We start from the raw sequence: 22,283 nt of genomic DNA, 5'->3' as shown, positions 1-22,283 counted from the left end.
ACCTACACAACCCCATACAACGCGAAATGCCCCCGACGTAGCAGGTCGAGGGCGATCGCATCCCCTGAAGGGATCATGTCTTGCGGGACAGATCTCAGGATAGCGCACGCACACACAAGATTGTGTGTGGACACGGCCTTGCCACGGAGAAAGGCTCGCGTACCCATCCTGAACAGCACAAAAACGAAACCTCACAGCGCAATCACCCCGCGCCGAGCGCACCCACCCGTGTCGAACTCGGCGCACTTGAGCGGGTTGTATACCGCGGCCAATGGCTGCTCATCGGTGCCGACAACCGTCGCGTCTCCACCGTCCGCTCACTCAACGCCCTGCGCCAGGGTCTCGCGGCTGGGACCGCTGTAACCGCGGCTGCGCGACTCGTTGACGGCGTGCACGGCGCCGATATCGACTCCGAAGACCCCGTGATCGGCGATGCCGTCGCCGAAGCACTCGTCGCCTGGTGCGTCAAACACGCTCTGCCCTACCTAGTTCGGGAAAGTGGGCGGCCCGGCGGCCGCCACGTGATCACCGCCATCACCCACCACCACGTTGACCCCTCCGAATGGCACACGCTGTGCCAGAAACTGTCCGAGGACTTCGGCGTAGTTGTCGATGACCGCACAGGCAAGGCGTTGCGGCTGCTCACCGCGCCGCACCGGCTCGGATGGCCCAGCCGTGTCATCAGCCGAACCATCACCCCCGGCGATGTCGTCGACGCCCGAAACCTCTACGACGGAATCCCTTCTGCCACGCGCGCCGGATCGCCGCGGCGCAACTCACACGCTCGTGCGGCCCGCCGCGTGACCGATGGATCTCGATCCGAGATCGAATTCCGGGTCGCGATGGTCCTGGCGCGGCGCGGTTACACACTGGATGAGGCGTGGACTGAGCTGCGTCATCAGCTAAATGAGAACGCGAAGGCATTCGAGCAAGGCCGCGACTGGTGGAAGCGTTACGTCTGGCTCATCGCGGTGACGACAGTCGCTGCCGAGCAAGGTCTTTCACCCGTACAAGCTTGGGCACTGGTCGAACGCGACCGCCTTGGCGCCTGCGGTCGATCCTGGTGGGATGAACTCTGGTTACTCGCAAAGGCTGAAGCCGACGCCGACCGGCCTCGTGCCGTCCGGCTGGCAGGCGAACTGTCGCCCACCGCGCTCGACAGCGTCGATCCTGGCGATGCCGAGGCGATGCGCCGCGGCCTGCACCAGGCCGTCGCTGCGACCCTTATTGGAGTCGATCCGCGGCGCCAGCACAGCGTCCTCGTCGTCCTCTGTGCCCTTGTGCCCGCGCTGCTGGCACGTGAGGGGTCGATGAGCATGCGCCAGATCGCCGAGCGCGGCCACGTCTACACCAGCACGGTCCAGACCGCGATCACAACGGCTGTTGAGCACGGACTGCTCACCATTGCCTGCCGCTATCCAGGCGGCGCTCGGTCCTGCCAGACCTACGCGCTCGGACCAGCCGCTCAACGCTACGTCGAAAGACCCCCGAGTTCTCCGCACACTAGCTGTAGCACCCCCGCCCCCCTCGGCCACAGCTCCCCCTCCAAGCTCACTGCGCTCCACACCGCCGAGCGTGAGGCCTGGACACCCCGCAGTGACGTTCTGGCCTCTGTCGCGGCCGGAGAACGCCTCGCGACTAGCAAGCACCCAGTCGCCAAAAACCTGCGCTCCCAGTGGTTTCAGAAGAAGTGGTGGACTTCGCTCACTGTTGAGCAGCGAGCCGAACGTATCCGACTGAGGCAAACGGAACTTGGGCAGCTGCACCGGTCCCTTCGTCGGTCCTGGTTCACCTGGCTCGGCGAACGTGCCGGAATCGTCGAGGCTGCCGAGCACTTTATTGCCTCAGCACCAGAACCGGCGCCAGAGGCAGCTACGGTTCTCGCGGCCGCGCCGGTCACGCTGCACCGCGGCCTGAGGGATCCAGCGGTGACCCACCGGATCTGCACGGCGGCCGACCAACTCGTGTTAGCCGCATGACCTCAATTTCCCATAACGGCGCTCGGGCTTCTCGGGGTACTACAGAAGGATCGCCATCTGGCACCTGGTTGACGACGTGCGGATCGAGGCATTGGCCGCCCGCTACAGCGGTCCGGAGCGGGCGGCCAATGCCTCCGTGGACATCGCGAAAGCTGATCTGTAGGCCGCGCTCGCCGACATGAACTTTGTTGGACTTCCGGCGACTACTGCCGGAACCTCCCCTATGAGGCGCGATCTTTACCGCGGTAAAGATCGGCGGAAGCGCATAACGGTGCGTGGCGCCTTTACCGCGGTAAAGATCGGCGGAAGCGCATAACGGTGCGTGGCGCCTTTACCGCGGTAAAGATCGGCCACTGTCAGCTGACGCGGACCGCCTGCTCGCCAATGGTCGCGTTGAGCGAGGCGATCAGGGCCTGGAGTTGGTCATGATCGAGATACCCGGTCAGCGCGGCGGCCAGAGTCTCTGGTCCGGCGCCGAACTTCTTCAGCGCCTTGGTGACCTGGGGAACTGAGGCTGGCGCGGGCTTCTTCGGCGACCGCTCGGACTTCTCCGCACCGGAGTCCGCGGCGAGCCAGCGAGCGACCTGCTCCTCGCGCGGCACCCGAGCAAGGCTGCGGGCGACCCGCACCGCGAGATCACCCCGTCGCAACGCATCCTGCAGCTCCGGGGCGAGCTGGAGCAGTGCGCGCCGCTGCGAAACCCAGCCCTCCGACCTCTTGAGCTGTCCACCAGCTGCCGCCGCTGTCCCACACTCAGCTATCAGAGCATCAACCGCGCGGGCTTCCTCCAACACGTCGAAGTTCTGCCGGTCGACGTTCTCCGCGATCGACACCGCCAGCAACGTCGCCCTGCTGGCCGCGACCTCGTCCTTGACGACAAACTCCAGTTCGGCGCGGCCGAACTTCTGCGAGGCCGCAAGACGGCGGCAGCCGTTCACGACGACCCAACGAGCACTGCCGAGATCGGTCTCGTCCTCGGGGTAGAGCCGCAGGTACGCAGCACGGGTGACAACCAGCGCAGGCTGCAGCTGAATCTCGGCGATCGAGGCCAGTCCGGTCAGGTCCCCGAGATCCACACGCGGGTTGCGAGGGTTCGCGACCAGATCCGCCAATGGCGCGGACGTCTGAGGCGCCGACGACTGCTGCAGCGCCTTCTCGCCGTCGACGGGGGAGTGGTCGCCCGTCGCGGACACCAGATCAGCCAGGTTCTTGCGTGTTCCGCCGCGCGCCATCACGACACCCGCAATTCGAGCGCGAGCCGGAAGAAGTCCTCCCGAGCACGCAGCGCCGTGCCGGAGCTGGCGTACTCGGTAACGACCTGCCCGTTTAGTGAGGCTCGGGAATGGACTTTGTATCGGCGGACCACCGTCCGGGCACACGACCACTCGTTGAGTGCCATGAACTCGAGAGTCTCGTCGCGTTCGGCCTCCCCGTCCCGCGGGTCCCAGTTGTTCAGCACGACCGTGTATTTCAGGCCCCGCGGCGCGACCACCTTCCGGATCGTCCGGACAGTCGGGTCGAAACTCAACGGTTCCGGCGTGATCGGCACGACCACATGATCAGCGCAGTCCAGCACCGCCCGCATCGCATCGGCAGCCGGGCCTTCGCCGAGCGGGTCGCGGCTGTCGTCGGCCGGCGACATGTCGATCCAGCCGGGCGTGTCGACGAAGACGTGGTTGATGCCGGGAAGCTCGCGCAGCTTGCGTAGCCCCTCGAGGTCCTCGTGGGCCTGTACGACGTGGAACGGCAGATCGTCGACCCTCGACCCCCACCACACCGCTGACCCCTGCGGGTCGATCGAGACCGCGGCCACATCGGCCGGGTCGTCGTCGGCACTGGGTCGACCGGCGACATCAGCGGTCACCGCCGCCAAATTCACGGCCAGCGTGGACTTGCCCACCCCGCCCTTCTGATTCAGCAAGACATGCACGTACGCCATTCAGTTTCTCCTCCGTGGCTTCACCCGACCTTCCCGGGCTACTCGGACGCCCGCAGCATAAGGCCCGGATCCGGACTTCCTCTCGCCAAAACACCGGCGTTGCAAGACATTTCAAATGCGTGTAATACATGCATTTGTCACATGCATGTTAGAATTGTGCTATGCCCGAACCCTCTGAATCCGCGAAGATTGCTCTGCCCCCGCGCCGTGGTCGACGGCGAGGGTCCAAGCGGCCGTTCTCGACGCAGTTGGAGTCCACCACGTTGGCGCGACTGGATTGGGTTGTCAGCCAGGGATACGTGCTGACCGACACCGTGGACGCCGCGATCAACGCCTACCTCGACGCCGCCGGTGTACCCCGGCCCGACGCCGAGGGCCATATGCCCGACACCAGCCCGGAAGGGGCCCGCTGATGTTCCGCCAATCCACCACACCCCGAACACTCAGCTCGCACGACGAGCTCGTCGCCGGCGAGCTGACGGACCGAGTGCAGAAGGCCCGCGATCGGGTGGCGCACCAGTACGACCCGGCGCTGCTCGAAGCGCTGTCGGAGAGTGAGCTCGCCCAGGAACGCCAGCTCGCCGAGCTGGTGCGCGCACACCAGCGCAACGAACAGCGTGCCCGCATCCACGCGGCCGCCGACGCGGCTGATCGCGTCCGCGTCACCGCGGCGTCGCTCGCGGATCGGGAAGCGGCCGATCTGCTGCGCGCGGCGCAGGCGGTCGGGGAGCAGCGTCACAGCAGTAGCCCGCACGCCAAAGTCGCTCGGCTGCACCGGCGCAAGCCGCGCGTGCTCGCGCTGTTCGCCGGCGTTGTCGGCTTCTCGATGTTGTTCTCCGCGGTCACTGTGCAGCAGAACATCGCACCGGGCATGGACACCGCGAATCCGATGTTCTGGCTGTCCTACGGCCTGGAGGCCCTCATCTCGGCCGTGTTGGTCGGGCTGATGATCTCGACCGCCGACACTTCCGAGTACGACGTCTTGAGCAAGGAGAAGCTGCGGCAGGTCTACCTCGTCGAGGCGGCGTTGCTGCTCACCAGCATCGGGCTGAACACCTTCCCCTACGTCCTCGCCGGCGATCTGGCGGGCTTCGGCGTGCACGTGATCGCGCCGGTGATGATCGGCGTCGCTCTGATCAGCCACCGCCTGGTCGCCGAGCGGTACGGCCGCGCGATCGAGCAGGCCACCGCCGCCATCCCCGACCACGAGGATCTTCAGGCCCGCCTGGTCGCCCTGACTCAGGTCGGCGACGCGGCGAACCAGATCGTGCCCGGTGTCCTCACCGCAGAGCGTGCAGATCAGGACGAGGTCCTCGACGCGAACGTTGAGGACACGATCACGATTGCGGCAACCGAACTGGACACCACCCAGCCGATCGCGGTCGAGGTGGCGACCGACGCGTCGCGCGCGCGCGACGCGGCCGGGCACAGCGCCGATCGCGCGCGACCGATCGCGCGCGACGAACACACCGAGGAGGCGGCCGATCGCGCGCCGATCGCGCGCGAGGACATTGATCCCGTGCGCGGAACCATCGCCCAGTCGATCGCGCGCGCAGCGCGCGACATCGACGACACCGCGCGCGCGGTCGAGGTGTCCGAGACCGCTCTGATCGCGCGCGACGAGCAGCCCGAGCCTGAGACCGATCGCGCGCCGATCGCGCGCGGAGACGACACCATCGCGCGCGCGGAGACCGCGGCGATCGCCGCGCACACCCCGGCTGAGCTGGACACCGATCGCGCACCGATCGCCGCGCACGACGCCGAGCCTGCACCCGTAGTTGAGGAGTCTGGTGTGGAGGATGCTCCGGCCGGCGGCGAGGCCGCGCGCGAGCCGGAGGCGATCGATCGCGCGCGGACCGCGCCGATCGCGCTCGTCTCGATCGCGCGCGAGGACACCGATCGCGCGCGGCCGTCGCGCGTCGATCGCGCGCGGGAATCCTCGACCGCGGGTGCGCTCGCGCGCGCGACCGAGCCTGCGCCGATCGCGCGCGGCGATCGATCGCGCGCGGACGATCACGGTCCGTTCGATCGCGAGCTGTCGCGCGCGGAGGCGAGCCGGTATGCGCGCGCGGTGTCCGATCGCGGGCTGAGCAAACAGCCGGTGTCGGTGCTGACCGAGATCTACCTGCTTGCCTCGCAGGGCCACAAGGCCAACGCGATCGGCACCCAGGTCGAGCTGGCGCACTCCACGGTCGGGCGCGCGCTCTCGCGTGTCGACCAGGTGGTGGGTCCCCGCCCGATCTGATCCCCGCTCCTCACACAGCGACAGGGCCCTGGCGGCGCATATCCGCCAGGGCCCTGTCGTGTGCAGACCTTACGTGACCTACCCGCTGATCCTGCCGCGGGCTACTTCCTCGGCGAGTGCGAGTGTCGCGTGCACCTGGGCCTGCGCCTGCAGCGCCTGCACCCGCTGCCACTTGTTCCCGCCGATCCCAGCGTTCGAGAACGCGTTCACGTGCCCCTTGTTCTCCAGCTCCATCTCTTTCCGCATGATCGCTTCTGCCTCGGCCGCCAGCGCCTCGGCACGCGCTGCGTGTGTGTCTCCCATGTCGGTGACGGTAGCCGCCGATGCTCCCGCGCCGCCCGAAAATTTCGGCGGTGAGGGTCGCGCTGCAAGACGCGTCCACCTCGCCAACCAGCGCGGTAGCGTTCTGGACGGATTGAAGAGGAGCGAGCTAGTATTTAGGTGACCTAAGATCGGTCACCCCACCCGTTCGGGTGGTCGCTGCGCTGGGCTGTAGGGAGGCTGCGGGATGGCTGGAGAGTCGTCGAATCGGCGGGCGTCGGTGCGCCGCGAGCGGCAGGCCAACGTGCCCGGTGGACGCCCGCATCGCCACATCGTGAAGCTGTCGGATGCCGAGCACGAGGACCTCACGCGCCGTGCTGCCGAGGCGTGTGTGTCGGTGCCGCGGCTTCTGGTGGAGTCGGCGCAGGACTCGGGCAAGGTCGAGGCCGGCCGGGCGTTCGCGGCGATGCGGCTGCTCGAGTTGGACGATCAGATTCGTCGGATCGGCGCGAACGTCAATCAGCAGACTCGGCACATGCATCAGGTGCGTGGGGAGCTCGCGTCGGATCTGGTGGTCGCGCACCTCGACGCGCTGCACGCGGTGGTGCGTGCGTGCTTGAGCGTGGACGCGACCGCGCGGTGGGTGATGGGCAAGGGTCCGGCGGTGACCGAGACGTCGGTGGTCGTCGAGGCGGACCTGGCGGTGAGCGAGGAGTGGGCGGCCGCGGTCGACGGCGAGGGGTGAGCGGCCGATGATGCCGAACATCGTGAAGGGCTCGAACATGGGTGGGCTGCTGCGCTACCTCGCGGGCCCGGGCCGGGCGAACGAGCACACCGACCCTCGTGTGGTCGCGGGCGACCTGGTGACCATGGCCGTCTATGCCGGGAGCATCGACGTGGCGCGCGCGGGCGAGCTGGCGAAGCTGCTCGACTCGCCGCGGCAGACGGTGCTGCGTGGGGAGCCGGTGTTGGTCACCAACTACCGCGAAGCGCGCGCGAGGATCGCCGAGGGCGTGCCGCGCAAGGAAGCGTTCGACGCGGCGACGAAGGATCAGAATGTCTGGCACTGCTCGCTGAGCTTGGATCCGAAGGAGGGTCAGCTCGACCCCGCGAAGTGGGGTGAGATCGCGCGCCGTTTCATGGAGGAGATGGAGTTCGTCGACCGAGCCGACGGAGCTCCGGATGTTCGGTGGACTGCGATCCATCACGGGCTGACGAAGAACGGTGGCGACCATATCCACATCGCGATGGCGGTGGTGCGTCCGGACGGTTCGCTGGCCGATGTGCGTCGCGATCATCCGCGCTCGCAGGCCGTGGCCGCGACGATCGAGCGTGAGTTCGGGCTGAAGGTGCTCGCCTCGCGCGAGGACCGTGCCACCGAGCAGGCGACGCGTCCGGACGAGCGCGGCCGCGCGGAGCGGGTGGGTGCGGCGGAGACCGATCGCGAAGCGCTGCGGCGCCGGGTGCGCGCGGTCGCGACCGCGACCGAGTCCGAGGCGGAGTTCGTGTGCGAGCTGCGCGCCGACGGGATGGTGTTGCGGCCGCGGTTCGCGAAGGGCGGCACCGACGAGGTCGTCGGCTACGCGATCCGGATGCCCGCGCAGAAGAACCTGCAGTCGGGCGCGTGGGAGAAGGCGGTCTGGTACGGCGGCGGGCAGCTTTCCAAGGACCTCACGCTGTCGTCGCTGCGCGGGTGGACCGGATGGGATGCCTCCGAGGACGCGCGCACCGCGGCGGTCGCGGAGTGGTCGCGGCCGGCGACCACTCGCAGCGGTCGGGCGATCGGACCGAGTCCGATGTCGGAGCAGGACGCGATCCGTCAGCTCGGTCGGTGGAGCCAGTACATGTCCACGATCCCGGTGTCCGATCGCGACGCTTGGGCGAAGGCGGCGTCGCAGACTGCCGGGTTGTTCGCCGCGGCGTCGGTGCGCACTGAGACCAAGCCGGGCCCGCTGGACTCGGTGTCGCGGCAGCTCGCTCGCGCCGGGCAGCTGCCCGCGCATCGGCGCCGACCGCAGCAGGTGCACGGCCAGGGGATGCGGGCGGTGGCGCGGATGCTGTGGTCGATGCAGTCCGAGGCGACGAGCAAGGTCGCGTTGGCGGTCGCGTTGACCGAGTGCCTGCTCGCGATTATGGACATGCTCGCCGAGCGCGACCGCGCCCAGGCCGCGAAGATGCTGGCCTCGCATGCGCACCGGTCGTTGACCCAGGTCCACATGCGTGCTGCCGGGATCGACCCGACGCGCAAGACGGTGCCGGTCACCGAGGTCGGTTCCCCGCCGTGGGTGGCCGCGCGTCGATCGCTGGCGGTGATCAACCGCGAAGATGGCGCCGCCGTCGAGGGCGAGGTGGCAATGATGAGCAGTGCGTGGCGGGCCAAGCGGGTGGCGATGGCGGGTCGCCCCGGCGCGGCTCGGGTCGACGAGTTCGGGCACGTTGTCGATGAGCCGAGCAGGCCGTGGAAGCAGCGGACGGTCTCGCGTGCTGCGGGCCCGCTGACGCCGCCGACCGGCGACAAGCAGTCCGGCAAGACCACACCAGGGCGCACCACTCCTCGGCCGTCCACCGGGCCGTACCCGGGGTACAACCCGTACGGGCCCGGTCAGGACCGCGGCCGCGGGCCCGAGCGGTGACACCGCTCGACTGGCAGGCGCAGGCGCTGCACAGTTCCTCTTCGCGGAAGAGGCCGGCGACCGGTGTGCCGAGCAGATCACCTGCTCCGTACACCGGGCCCGTGTCTGGCTAGCGAGCTACTTCCAACTCAACGTGCACTGTTTCGCGGGGGCGAGCTGGCAGGCGACGTCAGAGTGGTCGTACACGAATACTCCAGCGGCAAGCAGCGCGGCAGTGATCAGACCGCCCCCGACCTGGAGGGCAAGTTGCCCTCCAGGTGTGCCAGCCCAGCTGGGAGGGCGAGTCGGTTCCTTCTGGTCTACCCCACCGCGACGGAGGTTGAACATGATGTCTCCTAATTGAACAGTCCTGGACCCGCTCTGTTCGGGATATGACGAGGTTAAGCGGCCGATTTCTACTGTTCAATACAAAGAGACAACGTGCGACGTTGAGAGACAATATGATACTTACCATGATGGCAAGACGTCCCCGTGCTCTTGACCCCGCCGCCGGACCCGTCGTTCAGTTCGCTCTGAAGCTGAGGGCGTTGAGGGACAGCGCTGGGCTGAAGGCTCCGACCGTCGACCAGATCGCGAAGTCAGGTCATGTTTCGCGATCTGCGATTTTCAAGGCCCTCAACGGCGCTGTCCTCCCCAGTCGGCAGACTCTCGCGGCGATGGTTGATGCGTGGGGCCGCGGCGACCATTCATTTTGGATCGAGCAGCGAAACCGTTACGAGGAAGCCAGTGAACTCCTCCGCCTTGAGCGAGAGGGGCACGGGTTCGCTGGATCTGCCTCAGCTTCCGATACCCGGTCGACCTTTCCGCCGGTGCTGTCACGGGAGGATAAGTCCAAAGACGCGAGCAGTCTTGTGGTCGAGGAGGCCCGGCATGCCATGCAGATGGCCGCGAAAAGTTGGAAGGACCTGCTCGATGCAATTGAGTTGCTGCGCATGACCGCTGAGGGGAAACAACGATCCTACCGAGAGATCGTCCAGCTAGTCGAAGACGCTGATCTCGGATATGGATTGAGCGTGGGCACGCTACACAACTTCTTGACCGGTCGGACGTTTCCGTCCCGCAAGACAGCACTGGGTATCGCGATCGCCCTCGGCGGCGACGCCGAACAGTTCAACCGATTGTGGGCTGAGGCTTCCCGATGGGAGCAAGAGCGGCATGCGTTCACTCATGGCACTCACCCCAGCCTGTAGCTCACAGCCCGAGAGACATTTCCAGCACGGGGTAATCCAGGTCTTGGAGTGCAGAGGAAGTTACACAGAAGGGGAGGACGGCGACGCCGAGCGGGGCGAGGTGCGCATCGTTTGGGCAAGCGGGCGGCGGCTAGGGTAACGGGCTGCCGCGCACGCTTCGCGCACTTGCCCCACACGACCTGTGGCAAGCCTGCGGAGCAGGCGCGGCAGTACTTCTTCTACAGGCCCAGGTCCGGGCCGGAGCGGGGCGGCTCGTAGATCGGCCGGTGGTGGATCGGCGGCTCGATCCGGCGCGGCGGTTCCGGCTCGGAGTCCAGGACTCCGGTGGCGCGCACCAGCGCGTCGGGGCCGTCGAGATAGTGGCGGGCCTGGTTCTCACGTTCGCGGTCGTCGTCGGTGAGCTCGCTGCGGCGCCGGTGCTCGGTGACCACCGAACGTAGCTGCCCACGCAGCTGCTCGCTGGACTGAGCGAACCGGAGACGGGAGTCGGCTCGAGACTGGTCCTGGGCTTGGGCGGCGTCGAGTTCCGCGGTGCGTGCCTCGGTGTCGTCGGCGGCGGTCAGGACCGACTGCCAGCGCTGCTGGGGTACGCCTTCGCGGCCGGCGGCGTCGTAGATCGCTCGGGTGCGGGTGAGGTAGTCGCGGTGCGCGGTCTCGGCGGCCTGTAGCTCCTGCTGCTTGGCCTTGAGGTCGGTGTCGCGCTGGCGGCGGGCCCACCACGCGGTGTCGCGATCACGGATGTCGGCGAGCTCTTGGCGCAGCGTGGCGACCGCGGTTTCGGCGGCGCGCTGTTGGTCGGCGAAGGAGGCGAGTTCGGTTTGGGCGCGGCGGATTCGGGCGGCGTCGGCGTCGAGACGTGCGTGGGCGGCGGTGACTGTGGCGGCTTCGCTGCGGTCTTGGTGGTCGGCCAGGTGTGGGATCGCGGCGGTCTGGTGCTGGCGGAGTCGGCCCCGCAGCCGCGCGAGTTCGTCGCTGAGGGCGGCGTCGCTCATGCGGCGTAGCCGGTCGTGTTCCATGATCTGGATCTGCCGGTTCGCCGGGGCTTCGGTGGTGGGTGGGAGCTGGTCGAGGTCGCCGGCCAGGCGCCAGCGCAGTGCGGCGGCGGGCTGCTCGGCCGGGAGCGGGCGGGCGGCGGCCGCGGCGCGGGCGGCCTCGGCGATGTCTCGGCCGTGGTCGTCGGCGCGGGAGAGGTCGGCGGCCAGCAGCGGCCACACCGGGTCGTCGGTCAGCCCGGACACCGACAGCTCACCGGCGAACGCTTCCCAGCGGCGGACATCGGCGTTGGTGTCGCCGAGCCGGGTGGCTACCCGCTCCTCGAGGTGGCGCTGCAGGTCGCGTTCGGCGTGAGCTGCAACGGCGGGCCCGGTCGGGCGGCGGTCTGTGTCGGGCACACCGTGCCCTGCGCGCCAGGTCGCCAGCGCCGCAACCAAATCCGGGTGCGCGGTCAACGGCTGTGCCCACAGCGGCGCCTGGTCGTCGGTGGCGTCTGGCCAGGTGCGGGCGAGGTCGCGGACCTGGTTGGCCAGGTCGCGGATCTGTGCGTCGCGGGCGGCCAGGTGCGGGCCGAACTCGGCGTCGGCGCGCAGTTGGGCTGGGATGGCGGGCAGCCATCCCAGCGGCCCGAGGTCGCCGAGCGGTTTCCCGGGGCGGCTGGAGTGGTAGCCGCTGGGGTCGATGCGCCAGTCCAGCACGGCGGCCGGGTCGGCGGCCGTACCGAGCTCGCGTGCACTGATCGCGGTGGCCAGGGTCTGGACGGGATCGTTGCCGTCGAGGGCGAGAGTCACCAGGTGCTGACGCAGGACCGGGTAGGCCGCGGCCGTGGTCAGGCCCGGTAGCAGGGACTCGGCCGCGTCGTCGAGCGCGGCGAGTGCCTGCGCGCCGTAGCGGGTTTCGGCGGCGACGCCGAGCGCGTCGAGGTAGGAGTCGACCGCACCGACGAGCTGGGTCCTCGGGTCGTGGGCGCGGGCTTCGGCGGTGGCGGCCGAGACCTGGACGCCGTCGCGGGCCAGCACATTGGTGAGCAGGTCCAGGGCGGTCGGTGGCCGCACCGCCTCGTACTCGTACAAGTTCGGTTCGCCGCCGTCGCTGGTGGACAACCAGATTCGGTTGCTGGCGCGGCCGCGGGTGAGTGCCACATACAGCTGGGGGCGGGTTTCGCGGCCGGTCAGGACGGTGTGGCATGTGTCGACGGTCATGCCCTGGGCGGAGTCGATGGTGGTGGCGTAGCCGAGCTGGGTGTGTTCGGCGACGTAGTCGGCGGGCAGGGTGACCCGGCGTCTGGAGCCGATGTGGGCGGCGGTGAGGCGGCCGTCGTCGTGCACGGTCTGCACCCTCCAGCGGGCGCCGTTGCGCACGTAGTCGGTCTTGGAGATCCGCAACCTGCGCTGGTTGAGGCGGGTGCAGATCATGTCCCCGGCCGACGCGCGCAGTCCGTCGCCGAGGACCACCTCGGTGCCAGGGTCGTCGGAGAGGCGGGCGAGGCGGTCGGCGCGGGCGCGCGAGTTGAGGTCGGTCACCAGCTCGCGGGTTGGGGCCAGCAGCGCCGCGTCGCGGCCGGTATCGATGTCGGCGGCCCACGCCAGATACGCCTGTTCGGTGACGGCGTCGAGGCTGCCGATCCGGATCCGGTCGTGGTCGGTGTAGTAGGCCAGTCCGGCCGGGTCGCCCTCGCGCACAGCGAGGCTCGCGGCACGCTCACCGAGGTCGGCGAACCGCATCACCACGCTCAGGTTCGCTGATCCGGCGTGGGCGACGATGTCGCGGATGACACCGCCGGCGGCGACGGCGGAGAGCTGCCGGTCGTCGCCGATCGCGCGGACACTCGCGCCCCGATCGAGCAGCCAGGTGACCGCGGAGTCGAGTTTGAGGGTGGCGGCCTTGGCGGCCTCGTCGAGGATCACCAGTGTGCGGGGCCCGACCTCGGTCAGCCACGGCGGCGGCTCGAGCAGCTCGCCTGTCTCGAGGCGCTGGGCGAGGCTGACGAGCAGGTCGACGGTCGAGGCCGGGGGCTCGATCTCCTCGGCCAGGACCGCGGCCGCCGACGCGGTCGGCGCGAGCCCGATCACGCTGCCGCCCGCTGCTTTCCAGGCATCGGCGAGGACCCGCATCGAAGTCGTCTTACCCGTCCCGGCGGGGGCGAGACCGACCTGCAGGCGGGCGCCGGAGGTCGCGAAGGTGCGCACCATCGCGGCCTGGCCGGGGTTGAGGGCGAGGCCGTCGTTGTTGGCGGCGTACTCGATGATCGCGGTGTCGACGTCGGTGACGGTGATGCGGTGTCCGTCGTGGCGCAGCCCGGCGTCGACGAGCCTGGCTTCGGCGGCGATGATCTGCGGCGAGGTGTAGAGGGTGGAGCGGGCAGCGGTGTAGACGCTGGTCCCGTCGCTGCGCGACAGCTCGGCCACCGCTGGGGCTACGTCGTGGACTCCACGCGGCACCGAGACCGGTTCGGAGAGGGCAGCATCGGTGATCTGGGCGACCACGGTGGCCCACTGGTCGCCGGCGATCCGGCCGCGGACCTGACGCTCGACTTCGGCGCGGATGTGGTGGTGTTGCCAGGTCGCGCGTGTCTGCGAGACCACCGCGACGGCTTCGGCGGCGGTGCGGGTGATCCACTCGCCGGTGATCTGCTCGCGGTCGGGAACCTGCTGGGCCAGGGCGGTGTTGACCATCGCTTCGACGGCGTCCTCGCTGCCGAGCACGGCGATCGCGTCGGCACGCCAGGTGGCGCGCTGCTCGGCGTGGCTGCGGGCGGCGTGCTTGCTCGCGCGGGTGGACAGCGTCGCCTGCTGGGCCAGGTCGACCAGCTCGAGCGCGGTCGGCTCCCGGTCGTGGTCGGCTTGGAACTTCGCGGCGAGCTTGGCGGTGGCGGACCGGATGGCGCGGCCGCGCTTGGACCACTCGTGGATGAGGCGTTCGTCGACGCCGACGACCTCACGGACTGGGCGTTTGTCGGTGGCGTCGCCGCGGTCGGCGAACACCAGGCCCAGCATCTGCTCAAGGTGGTGTTCGAGGCGCGTGTTGTACATCTCGCTGCAGGTGACGTTGTAGCGGTAGATCATTCGGCCGTCGATCGCGCCCCACTTCCCGTCGCCGCGTAAAACGTTGTTGGCGAGGACGAGGTGGGTGTGCAGGTCCGGGTCGCCGGCGCGGGAATCACGGTGATCGAAGCCGGTGGCGATGAGTCCGGCGACCTCGACCTGGCGCACGCTGTGGCGCCCGACCCGCGTGTAGAGGACCTCGGCTTCGATGAACGCGATGACGTCGCGGATCGCGGCATGGTGGGCGGCTTCGATCTTCTCGGCGATCTCGCGCGGGGCTACCGCCCACAACACCGAGACCGACTTCACCGGCGAGAACGTGAGGTCGAACCCGGCGACGGCGGTCTTGGACGGACGGGAAGCGCGAGCGATCCAGCCCGACAGTTCACGGGCGTTGAGCGGCTCGCGTCCGACGTCGGCAGCGAACATTCGCAGCGCGACCTCGGTGCGGATCCGGCGGCGTTCCTCGGACGGGACCGCGGCGCGGGAATCGCGGCCGTGGGCGGTGTTCCACTCGGTGAGCGCCTTGGCGCATTCGTGGCGGTAGCTGCCCGGCGCGGTCGTGAACTGGCTGTAGGGGCGGCCCAGCTGGGCCTTTTTCAGTGCGTAGCGGATCGCGTCCTTGGCCTTGGCGCCGAGCGCGACCTGCTCGGCGATCGCGGCGTCGATGATCGCATCGGCGTTGGGGTGCAAGCCTTCCCCGAGCAGGGCCCGCATCTGCGCCTCGATGACCCGCTCACCTTCGGTGATGCCGAGCGCGGCCAGGCCGGCGCCGAGCCATACCCCCGGCGACTCGCCCTTCTCGGAGTAGTAGTCGTCGATCCCGGTGGTGCCGCGCTCGTTCGCGTCGTGGGTCGCGATCACGCGCGTGTAGTACTCGAACCCCTCGCCCGCACTCAACTTCGCCAGTGACATCACCCCACCCACGGTAAGCACGTTCCAGACCGATAGGACTGACCTCGGACGCGATGTGGGTGATGACTGGATCACACCCGCCGGCCTATTGGTCTGCCAACTCGAGATTTGCGACGTCCCAACCGACTACATGGCATGAAGGTCGCATCGAGTGAGTTCCTCCTGGCAATGGCCCTGACCGTGATGACGGCGCTGTGCTGCGGGCTCGTAGCCGGTTTCCTGAGCTGGCGCGGCGGCGCCAACCCCTCCAACGCGATCCTGCGCGGGCTCGCCACCTTCGGTGCTGTGCTGATGGCCGGGGTCGTGGTCTTCGGCCTGGGCTTCGACATCGAGTCGGCGACCGCGGCGCTCCAGAACAACCTCTACACCGGCTGATTCATCAACCCAACAAGGGCCAGAGCGCACTGCGCTCTGGCCCTTCGACATGTTCGGCCGAAGTTTTTTCGCGAACTGCTCGAGGATCAGGGGTCCTGCCACGACTACTAGAGGTGACGTCGTTCTGGGCCGCCCCGTTCACCGACCCCGTGGTGGTCTGTGCCGGTGCGCAGGGCGGGGCCGCCTCGTCCGACGTCGTCTCACTTGCGCAAGCTGCTCGGCTCCACCTCCAGCTCACGGTGTCCTCCCAATCAGATTGGCGCGCACCATGGTTGACAGCACTTGCATTCGCACCTGTATCTCCGGGTCCGACGCGGGTCACCACTGTGACCGCCTCGATCGGCCCGAGCGTCCTGCCATGCGTGACATGGCGTCGATTTCGAGGAGCCGACACGATGACCGATGCACAGTCCAAGGCCGCCGTCGAGGCGATCTACCGCCGCCACCGTTCCGCGGTGTACGGGTACCTGCTGATGCGGGTCCGGGGCGACGAGAAGCTGGCCGAGGATCTATGCAACGAAACCTTTCTCGAGGTCTGGCGCAAGATCGACCGCTACCGCAACCGGGTAGACGACCCGAGCCTGCGCAAAATCCTGTTCCGGATGGCCTACTGCAACATGATCGACGACTACCGCAAACACCGCCGACGGATCGAACTCGTCGAATCCGTCGAGGAGATTCCCTCCGGGAAGGTCGTCGATCTGCCGCTGGTCGTCACCGACCCGTTGGCCGGCGTGGTCTCGAAGGAGTTCTTGACCCAGTTCTGGTTGAAGTTGCGCCAGAGGAACAGCCGCACCAGCAAGGGCTGGCTCACCGACATGGAGTACCGCGTGGCGTTGCTGGCGTGGCGAGAGGATCGGCCCATCGACCGAATCGCGCGGGATCTCGGAATCGGGGAAAACGCCGTCTCCACCCACATGTCGAGAGCCCGCACCAAGCTCCGAGCCCTCATCGAGTCGGACACCTTCCAACTCGAGTTCGGCCCGATCGAAGCGCCCCAGAAAAACACCCATCAACAACAACCCCAAATACCTTACGACCTGGGGCAAGTAGCAAGGAGTGCTGAATGAAGGAAGACAAGGAGCAGTTCCGCGCCGATAGCGCGCCGATCTCCGTCACTATCAACGAGCTATTCCAGAGTGTGGAGCACCACCTCGTCATGGACGACAACGGCTTCGACTTGGACGCAGGCTGGGCCCGGCTCGAAAGTCTCATCGAGCAGGAAGCCGACAAGGACAAGGACGACGACACCAGCGCCGGAGAGGTACGCCGCTACAACAGCACCACCGAGGACACCACCGGAAAGCTGATCGACTTCCCGACCCCGGCCCTCGCCGAGGAGCTCGCGCGGCGTCCCGCCTGCATGCGAGAGCAGCGGAAATACGCCCGCCTCGCTGTAGCCTTCGCGTTTGCGCTGGCAACACTAGGTTTCGTCGCGTTTCACATGGTGAGCGGCTCGGGCGCCGGCTCCGCCATGGCGATGCTCGTGTCGGCGGGCTTTGTCCTTTCGATCCAGGGTTTGTTCATCGCTCTCGGTGAGCGCAGCCGCAGCCGTGCACGGGCCCAGGAGAGATCCGACGACGTCGAGATATTTCCTGGCATCTACCCCATGCTCGACCGGATATCGGTACAGCGCAGCAAACGACACGAACGGAACGAACGGAACGAACGGCTGGAGAATCTGAGGATTCAGATAGTGGCGATGGTGGGAATATCCACCACGGCCGTCGGCGGCTTGCTCGCACAGCGATGGGCATGACAACCCACACCACCCTTCACCAGATCGTCTACAAGGCGGCCAGCATGACGAACCGATCCCCACCACCGAGCTCTTCCTGAGCTCCACCGAACTTCAATGCCTCGAAGCGGCACAGCGCTCGCTTCGAGGCATTTCTGCGTTGAGCGAGCCTGCGTCAGAAGGAGTCGTGATCTAAAAGTTACCTAGGGAGCATGAGGTGTGACAGATTTTTGTTCGTTGCGTGGGTGCATGCAATGAGGGATGCGAGCGGGCGTGAGCTGTAGGCAGCAGTGGGGCGTGGATGGCGTGAGCGGGGTGAGTTTGAGGTGTGTGAAAGCGACTGGCGGTCACTGAGGTTCGGCACGGGCGCCGTCGCGGCGCCCGTGCAACCCCTCGCTAGCCCGACGGTCGGGTTGGCGGCGGCGATGCCGCCCAGGACAATCGGGGCCGTGGCGGACGAGCATCTGATGTCGGCGGAGCAGCAGCGCCTGGTGCTGGCTGTGGTGGAGGCGCTCAACGCCGGTGTCGATGTGCAGGAGTCGGTGCGGGTGGCGGTTACGCCGCCGCCGGATCCCGCAGACGTGGAGACCGTCGTGCGGATCGTCTCGCTCGACTGGGTCGGCTACGTCCCGGGCGAGAAGCCCGCCGTCATGCTGGCGCGGATCTTGGACCGGATCGAAGAAGCTGTCGGCGGCGAGGACTGAGTTTCGGCTACCGTAAGCCGGTTTCGGCCAGTGGAGGGGCGGAGGACACGATGAACCAGTACCGGTACCCGTGCACGCGGGGCTGTCTGCTCGGACATCCGACGCCTCGGTGTCCGCACCTGACCGACTGGGACCCGCCGACCCTGCTCGAGTTGCAGCATCAGGTCCACCAGCTCCAGCGGATCCGGCTCGATCCCACGCCGATCCGGTACCCCGGCATCGACCGTGCCCCGTCGAGGTTTCGGTGGTGGTGGATCCCCGTGGGTCTGGTGTGCTTCGTCGCGCTGGTCATCCTGATCTGAGCGCCGCGGCGCCGCCGGATTTGTGGTGAGCGTCGCGGATGGAGCGCTCAGGTCAGGGTGCGCTCATCGGTTGAGGTCGTTGAGAGCGGTGACGATCAGCTGGCGGGCGGCCCGCCCGTAGACGGCGGATTGTTTCAGCTCCTCGAACATCCGCGCGTACAGGTTGATCTCGCTGGGCGCGGTGACCTGGATGCTCGCGGTCGGGGTCTCCAGCGCGACCAGCTCGTCGTCGAAGATCCAGAATCCCGCCGACCCCACGCCGCCGCGTTCGCGCATCAACGGCACGATGCCCAGCGAGATCTGCGGCAACGCCATCACTTCCAGCAGCCGCCCGAGCTGGCCGGCCTGCACCTCGGCGGTGCCGAACCACGTGCGCAGCGCCTGCTCCTCGAGGACGATGACGAACCGGCGCCCACCACGCTGCACGATCTGCTGGCGCTCCATCCGCACCGCGACGGCGTCGTCGACGTCGTTCGGTGTGCCGAGGAACTCGATCCAGAACTCCACCATCGCGCGCGCGTACTCCGGGGTCTGGAACAGGCCGGGGATGACGTTGTGCTCGTAGATCCGGAACACGCTGGTCGCGCGGTAGCGCTGCGGGGTGTGCGCGCCCAGGACACGTTTCATCCCGGCGCGGGATTCGCGGCGGTGCTCGGTGTAGGCCGAATCGACCGCGCGCAAGGTGGCGAGCAGGTCCGGCGCCTGGTCGGCTGCGCCGAACAGGCCGCACCAGTCGGTGATGTCGTGGACCGTGGGGAGCTGGCGGCCGTTCTCGATCTTGGAGATCCGGGTGTAGTGCCCGCCGGTGAGATCGGCCAGTGCCCGGATGGTCAGGCCCGCCCCGGTGCGCAGGTCACGCAACCGGAGCCCGAGTGCGCGGCGGCCGTCGGCGGCCGAGCTAGACGGGCTGGTAGTCACGGTGCGGGATCGCCCACGCCCAGACCGCCTCGAATGCCTGGCGGCACAGCTCGATATCGGCGGGATCGGTCGAGGTGAGCTTCTCCACGCCCAGGCCGTCGCCGGAGTAGTGCAGGAAGATCACCAACGCGTCGTCGAGCAGGTAGAAGTCGTTGCCCGGGATCGCGACCGAGTCCAAGCGTGACCGCGGCACCCACCGGATGTCTTCGCCGGCGGCGACCATTGGCGCCGCGATCGAATGCGACCAGCGTTGGTAGGCCGACAGCGGTTCGGACACGATCCGGGCCCGGCGCACGGTGCGCCCGGCCGCGGTGTGACGGCGCAGGTTGGCGCACCAGTCGCCGAGCCAGTCCAGATCATCGTGTTCACCGGCGGCCCACTTGGCCATGTGCGGCAGCTCGATCTCGGTGCCGTAGGCGTCGCGGGTCTCCAGATGCACCGCGCTGCGGGCGAATTCGGTCAGCAGCCGGTCGAACTCGCCGTCACTGATTGCTGTCACTGGCGGGCTGGGCTCCTTCGAAGAAGTACGGGACGAGCCGGTCGGGGATCTCGACACACGATTCGCCCTCGGGGATGTCCATCCGGGCGAGGATCTCGGGATCGGTGACGACCCAGCCCTGCACGATCCAACCGGTCTCGGTCTTGTACAGGGTCGGTGATCCGGACGGGTTCGATCCGGGATCCTTGGCGACGAATCTAAAGCTCACAATGGCCCCCTGCCTACTGTGTTGCGTGATGTTGCCGATGCCCGTTCATCCTGGTCGCTGCCGGGAACGACGGTCAATACCCTGACCTGGCGCAACATTTCGCAACATCGTTCCGCTCCGGCCGATTGCGCTTCTACCGTTTCGGACATGCCGCGGCGCCGGTTCGACGGAGGTCACCGGCGGCGCGGCCCATCACAGCCTGTACTCCGATCCTCGGGAGCGATGACCTATGAGCGACTCGATCAAGGCGGTGCTCGCCAGGCTGACCGATCGAGCCGCACGGCGGTCGATGGGCGTCCGTCGCGCCGAAGAGCCGCCCTACGGCTGGCAGCTCTACAACCCGTTCCGGGTCGTGTGCCACGGCAGCCTGGACAATCTCGACGCCTGGCTGACCGCGGCAGAAGGCAACGACCGATGATCGCACTCGGATACGCGCTCACGATCAGCATCCCGCTGGTCGTGCTCATCGCGTCCATCCGTGCCCACCGGCGCGAGCACCACGGGCCGCTAGCCTGTCGTCATGACATCGGGGGACCTCGACGCCTTGGCCATCGCCCGTGAACAGATTCGGCATCTCCTCGCCGATGGCGGGCAGCACCTGAACGATCCGCAATTCCGGCTGCAGCTCGGTCTGCTGGCCTCCCAAATCGCCCTGGCGGAACGACTTCCAGGAGGTCTTCCCGAAGAGCGACCGGTCCCACTCCCGTCGTCTCCTGAAGTCGAGTGGAACCTGCCCACGATCAAGAACTTCCTCGAGAGACTACCCGGCATCGGCATGAAGACGGTGCGCATCCTGGTCGCCGAGGGCGGCAGTGCCACACCCGCGCGGATCAAAGAGCTCACCGGCGCGAAGGGCCTTTCGGGCCTGAAGTCGGCACAGCAGTACGCGACCCGGTCGATGACGCGCCCACTCCCGCATGGCTGGCTCATCGAGCAGAAGTACCTTGACAACCGCCGAGAGAACGCGACCGAGCGGTACTTCATCCGCGCGAACCTACTGCCTCTGGTCGGCGAGGCACTCGACCAGATCGACAAAGAGAACTCGTAGCAGGCCGCAGGCAGGTCCCACACCAGTTGACGGCGCGGTCGGCGTGAGCCGGGGAGGGCGCGGTCGGCGCCCCACCCTCCCTACGACTCAGATCTGGATGAGCGCCAGGATCAGCATCACCAGCGGGACCGCGAGTTGGACGAACGGGCGCAGGTACTCCGCCCAGTACCGGAGGCGATCGAACCAGCTCGGCGGTGGCGGGGTGGGCGCGGCGGTGGGCCCAATAGGGCTGTCGGACATGACGTTCTACTTTCGGTGACGGTCACCGCGGCCAGGCGGTCGCGGAGTGAGCCGACAGTAGGAAAGGGGTTCTCCACCTCTGCTTGTCCGAGAAGCCGAGCAAGCCCCTACCTGCGGAAAGCCCGGCAAACCGAAGCCCCCGCACCCGATTCCGGGTACAGGGGCTTCGGTTCGTTGGTTGCTCGGTCACTACTCGCTCAGACCAGAGGGGGAATCGGCGGCCGTTGTTGTACCTGACCTCGAATTCGGTGAGCTTGTCACGGACAGCGACGTCGACGAGCGCGGCGAGGCTGGCTGCGCCCGGTTCTGCCGGTCAGGCGTTCGCCGACAGCGTCGGTCAACGCCGGGTCACGCAGGGGCGGTCGTGAACCGTCCCGATTGTCGTGACCGGGCCGTGACGTCAAAGGACCAACAAGACGTAACCGTTACACCAAAGGTTCTTGCAAACCAATGGTGCTCTAGGTAGTTTTGGTTCTACACCGCCTAGGCGGTAACCCGAACGGAGACGAGCCGGGAACCAGAAAACCGACTCCGATCCCTACGACGCCCCCGAAGGAGGTGAAAGATATGGCACTCAGTTTCAAGCGCAGGGCGGTGACGATCCCGTCGGGTACCGGGTTTAGGAGTTTCCGGACGACCGTGACGTTTCCCCGCAGTGTGAAGGTCGCCGACGTTGCCCTTAATGGGTTCAGGCTGAACTTCGCTGGCGTTGTCCAGCGGCCGATCGGCGAGATCGAAGTTGATCTCGATCTCGTCGAAGTGAACGGCACGAAGGTGACCTTCGACGTTCACTGCCAGTACGCGGACGCGAACTTCAACGAGCCGTACAACGGTTACGCCTCGGTGTTGATCGTCGCCGATACTGTCTAAGCGACCTCGGAAACCCCGGAGCAACCTCCCGATTGCCGGCGCGCCTGGTTCCGCCGACGATCCCGTGGTCTCCAAACGCGATTCGTGGTACCTCGCATAAGCGACAACGCCAGCCTGCCCTGCGACCGAATGTCGCCAGAAGGCCCCGTCCACCGCGGTGGACGGGGCCTTCTGGCGACATT

General features: G+C 67.6%; 22 protein-coding genes. 14 read left to right on the top strand and 8 right to left on the bottom strand.

The features are described 5' to 3' along the window. The first annotated feature begins 122 nt into the window (after positions 1-122). Positions 123-1,979, top strand: coding sequence for a hypothetical protein (locus tag ACWF9G_RS30205; RefSeq protein WP_452519503.1), 1,857 nt, complete (start codon positions 123-125; stop codon positions 1,977-1,979). A gap of 356 nt (positions 1,980-2,335) precedes the next feature. Here ACWF9G_RS30205 and ACWF9G_RS30200 read toward each other — a convergent pair whose 3' ends face one another. Both ACWF9G_RS30200 and ACWF9G_RS30195 read right to left on the bottom strand, forming a co-directional pair. Continuing rightward, the gene (locus ACWF9G_RS30200; protein WP_452519501.1) at positions 2,336-3,211 is read right to left on the bottom strand and encodes a ParB/RepB/Spo0J family partition protein; all 876 of its coding nucleotides are present in this window, start codon (positions 3,209-3,211) and stop codon (positions 2,336-2,338) included. Beyond that, entirely contained in the window at positions 3,211-3,918 is a 708-nt protein-coding gene (locus ACWF9G_RS30195) for a nucleotide-binding protein (protein WP_452519500.1), read from the bottom strand. Before ACWF9G_RS30195 ends, ACWF9G_RS30200 begins: the two co-directional genes overlap by 1 nt. Positions 3,919-4,079: 161 nt before the next feature. Between ACWF9G_RS30195 and ACWF9G_RS30190 the strand changes: the two genes are divergently transcribed. Then, a complete protein-coding gene (locus ACWF9G_RS30190; RefSeq protein ID WP_452519499.1) occupies positions 4,080-4,331 on the top strand; it encodes a hypothetical protein in 252 nt (83 codons plus the stop codon). After that, positions 4,331-6,163 (top strand): hypothetical protein, encoded by a 1,833-nt coding sequence (locus ACWF9G_RS30185; RefSeq protein WP_452519497.1) that lies wholly within the window; start codon positions 4,331-4,333, stop codon positions 6,161-6,163. Before ACWF9G_RS30190 ends, ACWF9G_RS30185 begins: the two co-directional genes overlap by 1 nt. 78 nt (positions 6,164-6,241) lie before the next feature. On the opposite strand, the gene ACWF9G_RS30180 is transcribed toward ACWF9G_RS30185, so the two are convergent. Further along, complete coding sequence (locus ACWF9G_RS30180) at positions 6,242-6,466, bottom strand: hypothetical protein (RefSeq protein WP_452519495.1); 225 nt, start codon at positions 6,464-6,466, stop codon at positions 6,242-6,244. A gap of 292 nt (positions 6,467-6,758) precedes the next feature. On the opposite strand from ACWF9G_RS30180, the gene ACWF9G_RS30175 reads away from it, so the two are divergent. The 3 genes from ACWF9G_RS30175 (at position 6,759) to ACWF9G_RS30165 (ending at position 10,247) form a co-directional block, all read left to right on the top strand. Beyond that, entirely contained in the window at positions 6,759-7,169 is a 411-nt protein-coding gene (locus ACWF9G_RS30175; RefSeq protein WP_452519494.1) for a hypothetical protein, read from the top strand. A 7-nt stretch (positions 7,170-7,176) separates the two neighbouring features. Further along, positions 7,177-9,057 carry a relaxase/mobilization nuclease domain-containing protein gene (locus ACWF9G_RS30170; protein WP_452519492.1) on the top strand — a complete coding sequence of 627 codons (1,881 nt, stop codon included), beginning with the start codon at positions 7,177-7,179 and terminating at the stop codon, positions 9,055-9,057. A 452-nt stretch (positions 9,058-9,509) separates the two neighbouring features. Continuing rightward, positions 9,510-10,247, top strand: a complete 738-nt coding sequence (locus ACWF9G_RS30165; protein WP_452519490.1) for a helix-turn-helix domain-containing protein — start codon at positions 9,510-9,512, stop codon at positions 10,245-10,247. Between the two features lie 218 nt (positions 10,248-10,465). Here ACWF9G_RS30165 and mobF read toward each other — a convergent pair whose 3' ends face one another. Beyond that, positions 10,466-15,199 carry a MobF family relaxase gene (mobF, locus tag ACWF9G_RS30160; RefSeq protein ID WP_452519554.1) on the bottom strand — a complete coding sequence of 1,578 codons (4,734 nt, stop codon included), beginning with the start codon at positions 15,197-15,199 and terminating at the stop codon, positions 10,466-10,468. A gap of 135 nt (positions 15,200-15,334) precedes the next feature. On the opposite strand from mobF, the gene ACWF9G_RS30155 reads away from it, so the two are divergent. The 5 genes from ACWF9G_RS30155 (at position 15,335) to ACWF9G_RS30135 (ending at position 18,318) form a co-directional block, all read left to right on the top strand. After that, positions 15,335-15,574: a hypothetical protein gene (locus ACWF9G_RS30155; RefSeq protein WP_452519488.1), complete on the top strand. Its 240-nt coding sequence runs from the start codon at positions 15,335-15,337 to the stop codon at positions 15,572-15,574. 113 nt (positions 15,575-15,687) lie between these two features. Next, positions 15,688-16,644 (top strand): RNA polymerase sigma factor, encoded by a 957-nt coding sequence (locus ACWF9G_RS30150; protein ID WP_452519487.1) that lies wholly within the window; start codon positions 15,688-15,690, stop codon positions 16,642-16,644. Continuing rightward, a complete protein-coding gene (locus ACWF9G_RS30145; protein ID WP_452519485.1) occupies positions 16,641-17,333 on the top strand; it encodes a hypothetical protein in 693 nt (230 codons plus the stop codon). The genes ACWF9G_RS30150 and ACWF9G_RS30145 overlap by 4 nt, the downstream gene beginning before the upstream one ends. A gap of 428 nt (positions 17,334-17,761) precedes the next feature. After that, entirely contained in the window at positions 17,762-18,016 is a 255-nt protein-coding gene (locus ACWF9G_RS30140) for a hypothetical protein (protein WP_452519483.1), read from the top strand. A gap of 50 nt (positions 18,017-18,066) precedes the next feature. Further along, the gene (locus ACWF9G_RS30135; protein ID WP_452519481.1) at positions 18,067-18,318 is read left to right on the top strand and encodes a hypothetical protein; all 252 of its coding nucleotides are present in this window, start codon (positions 18,067-18,069) and stop codon (positions 18,316-18,318) included. Between the two features lie 63 nt (positions 18,319-18,381). Here ACWF9G_RS30135 and ACWF9G_RS30130 read toward each other — a convergent pair whose 3' ends face one another. Genes ACWF9G_RS30130 through ACWF9G_RS30120 form a run of 3 tightly spaced genes read right to left on the bottom strand, consistent with a single transcriptional unit; the run spans position 18,382 to position 19,943 of the window. Then, entirely contained in the window at positions 18,382-19,236 is an 855-nt protein-coding gene (locus ACWF9G_RS30130) for a helix-turn-helix domain-containing protein (protein WP_452519479.1), read from the bottom strand. After that, positions 19,217-19,735, bottom strand: coding sequence for a DUF6879 family protein (locus ACWF9G_RS30125; RefSeq protein WP_452519478.1), 519 nt, complete (start codon positions 19,733-19,735; stop codon positions 19,217-19,219). The genes ACWF9G_RS30130 and ACWF9G_RS30125 overlap by 20 nt, the downstream gene beginning before the upstream one ends. Further along, positions 19,719-19,943 (bottom strand): hypothetical protein, encoded by a 225-nt coding sequence (locus ACWF9G_RS30120; RefSeq protein WP_452519476.1) that lies wholly within the window; start codon positions 19,941-19,943, stop codon positions 19,719-19,721. Before ACWF9G_RS30120 ends, ACWF9G_RS30125 begins: the two co-directional genes overlap by 17 nt. A gap of 229 nt (positions 19,944-20,172) precedes the next feature. On the opposite strand from ACWF9G_RS30120, the gene ACWF9G_RS30115 reads away from it, so the two are divergent. Both ACWF9G_RS30115 and ACWF9G_RS30110 read left to right on the top strand, forming a co-directional pair. Beyond that, positions 20,173-20,361 carry a hypothetical protein gene (locus tag ACWF9G_RS30115; protein ID WP_452519474.1) on the top strand — a complete coding sequence of 63 codons (189 nt, stop codon included), beginning with the start codon at positions 20,173-20,175 and terminating at the stop codon, positions 20,359-20,361. Between the two features lie 102 nt (positions 20,362-20,463). Continuing rightward, entirely contained in the window at positions 20,464-20,991 is a 528-nt protein-coding gene (locus tag ACWF9G_RS30110; protein ID WP_452519472.1) for a hypothetical protein, read from the top strand. Positions 20,992-21,078: 87 nt separating this feature from the next. Here ACWF9G_RS30110 and ACWF9G_RS30105 read toward each other — a convergent pair whose 3' ends face one another. Further along, positions 21,079-21,231, bottom strand: a complete 153-nt coding sequence (locus tag ACWF9G_RS30105; protein ID WP_452519471.1) for a hypothetical protein — start codon at positions 21,229-21,231, stop codon at positions 21,079-21,081. Between the two features lie 567 nt (positions 21,232-21,798). Here ACWF9G_RS30105 and ACWF9G_RS30100 point away from each other — a divergent pair. Then, entirely contained in the window at positions 21,799-22,101 is a 303-nt protein-coding gene (locus ACWF9G_RS30100) for a hypothetical protein (protein ID WP_452519469.1), read from the top strand. The last annotated feature ends 182 nt before the right edge of the window (positions 22,102-22,283 follow it).

The organism is Nocardia sp. NPDC055029, from assembly GCF_053608525.1.
This window is presented reverse-complemented; position numbering and strand designations above follow the sequence as displayed.

Bases quoted from the DNA above. Each gene is read 5' to 3' on its own strand.
- ACWF9G_RS30185 (WP_452519497.1), top strand. From the start codon at position 4,331: ATGTTCCGCCAATCCACCACACCCCGAACACTCAGCTCGCACGACGAG.
- ACWF9G_RS30180 (WP_452519495.1), bottom strand. From the start codon at position 6,466: ATGGGAGACACACACGCAGCGCGTGCCGAGGCGCTGGCGGCCGAGGCA.
- ACWF9G_RS30200 (WP_452519501.1), bottom strand. From the start codon at position 3,211: ATGGCGCGCGGCGGAACACGCAAGAACCTGGCTGATCTGGTGTCCGCG.
- ACWF9G_RS30195 (WP_452519500.1), bottom strand. From the start codon at position 3,918: ATGGCGTACGTGCATGTCTTGCTGAATCAGAAGGGCGGGGTGGGCAAG.
- ACWF9G_RS30100 (WP_452519469.1), top strand. From the start codon at position 21,799: ATGGCACTCAGTTTCAAGCGCAGGGCGGTGACGATCCCGTCGGGTACC.
- ACWF9G_RS30105 (WP_452519471.1), bottom strand. From the start codon at position 21,231: ATGTCCGACAGCCCTATTGGGCCCACCGCCGCGCCCACCCCGCCACCG.
- ACWF9G_RS30190 (WP_452519499.1), top strand. From the start codon at position 4,080: ATGCCCGAACCCTCTGAATCCGCGAAGATTGCTCTGCCCCCGCGCCGT.
- mobF (WP_452519554.1), bottom strand. From the start codon at position 15,199: ATGTCACTGGCGAAGTTGAGTGCGGGCGAGGGGTTCGAGTACTACACG.
- ACWF9G_RS30110 (WP_452519472.1), top strand. From the start codon at position 20,464: ATGACATCGGGGGACCTCGACGCCTTGGCCATCGCCCGTGAACAGATT.
- ACWF9G_RS30135 (WP_452519481.1), top strand. From the start codon at position 18,067: ATGAACCAGTACCGGTACCCGTGCACGCGGGGCTGTCTGCTCGGACAT.
- ACWF9G_RS30165 (WP_452519490.1), top strand. From the start codon at position 9,510: ATGATGGCAAGACGTCCCCGTGCTCTTGACCCCGCCGCCGGACCCGTC.
- ACWF9G_RS30170 (WP_452519492.1), top strand. From the start codon at position 7,177: ATGATGCCGAACATCGTGAAGGGCTCGAACATGGGTGGGCTGCTGCGC.
- ACWF9G_RS30115 (WP_452519474.1), top strand. From the start codon at position 20,173: ATGAGCGACTCGATCAAGGCGGTGCTCGCCAGGCTGACCGATCGAGCC.
- ACWF9G_RS30155 (WP_452519488.1), top strand. From the start codon at position 15,335: ATGAAGGTCGCATCGAGTGAGTTCCTCCTGGCAATGGCCCTGACCGTG.
- ACWF9G_RS30145 (WP_452519485.1), top strand. From the start codon at position 16,641: ATGAAGGAAGACAAGGAGCAGTTCCGCGCCGATAGCGCGCCGATCTCC.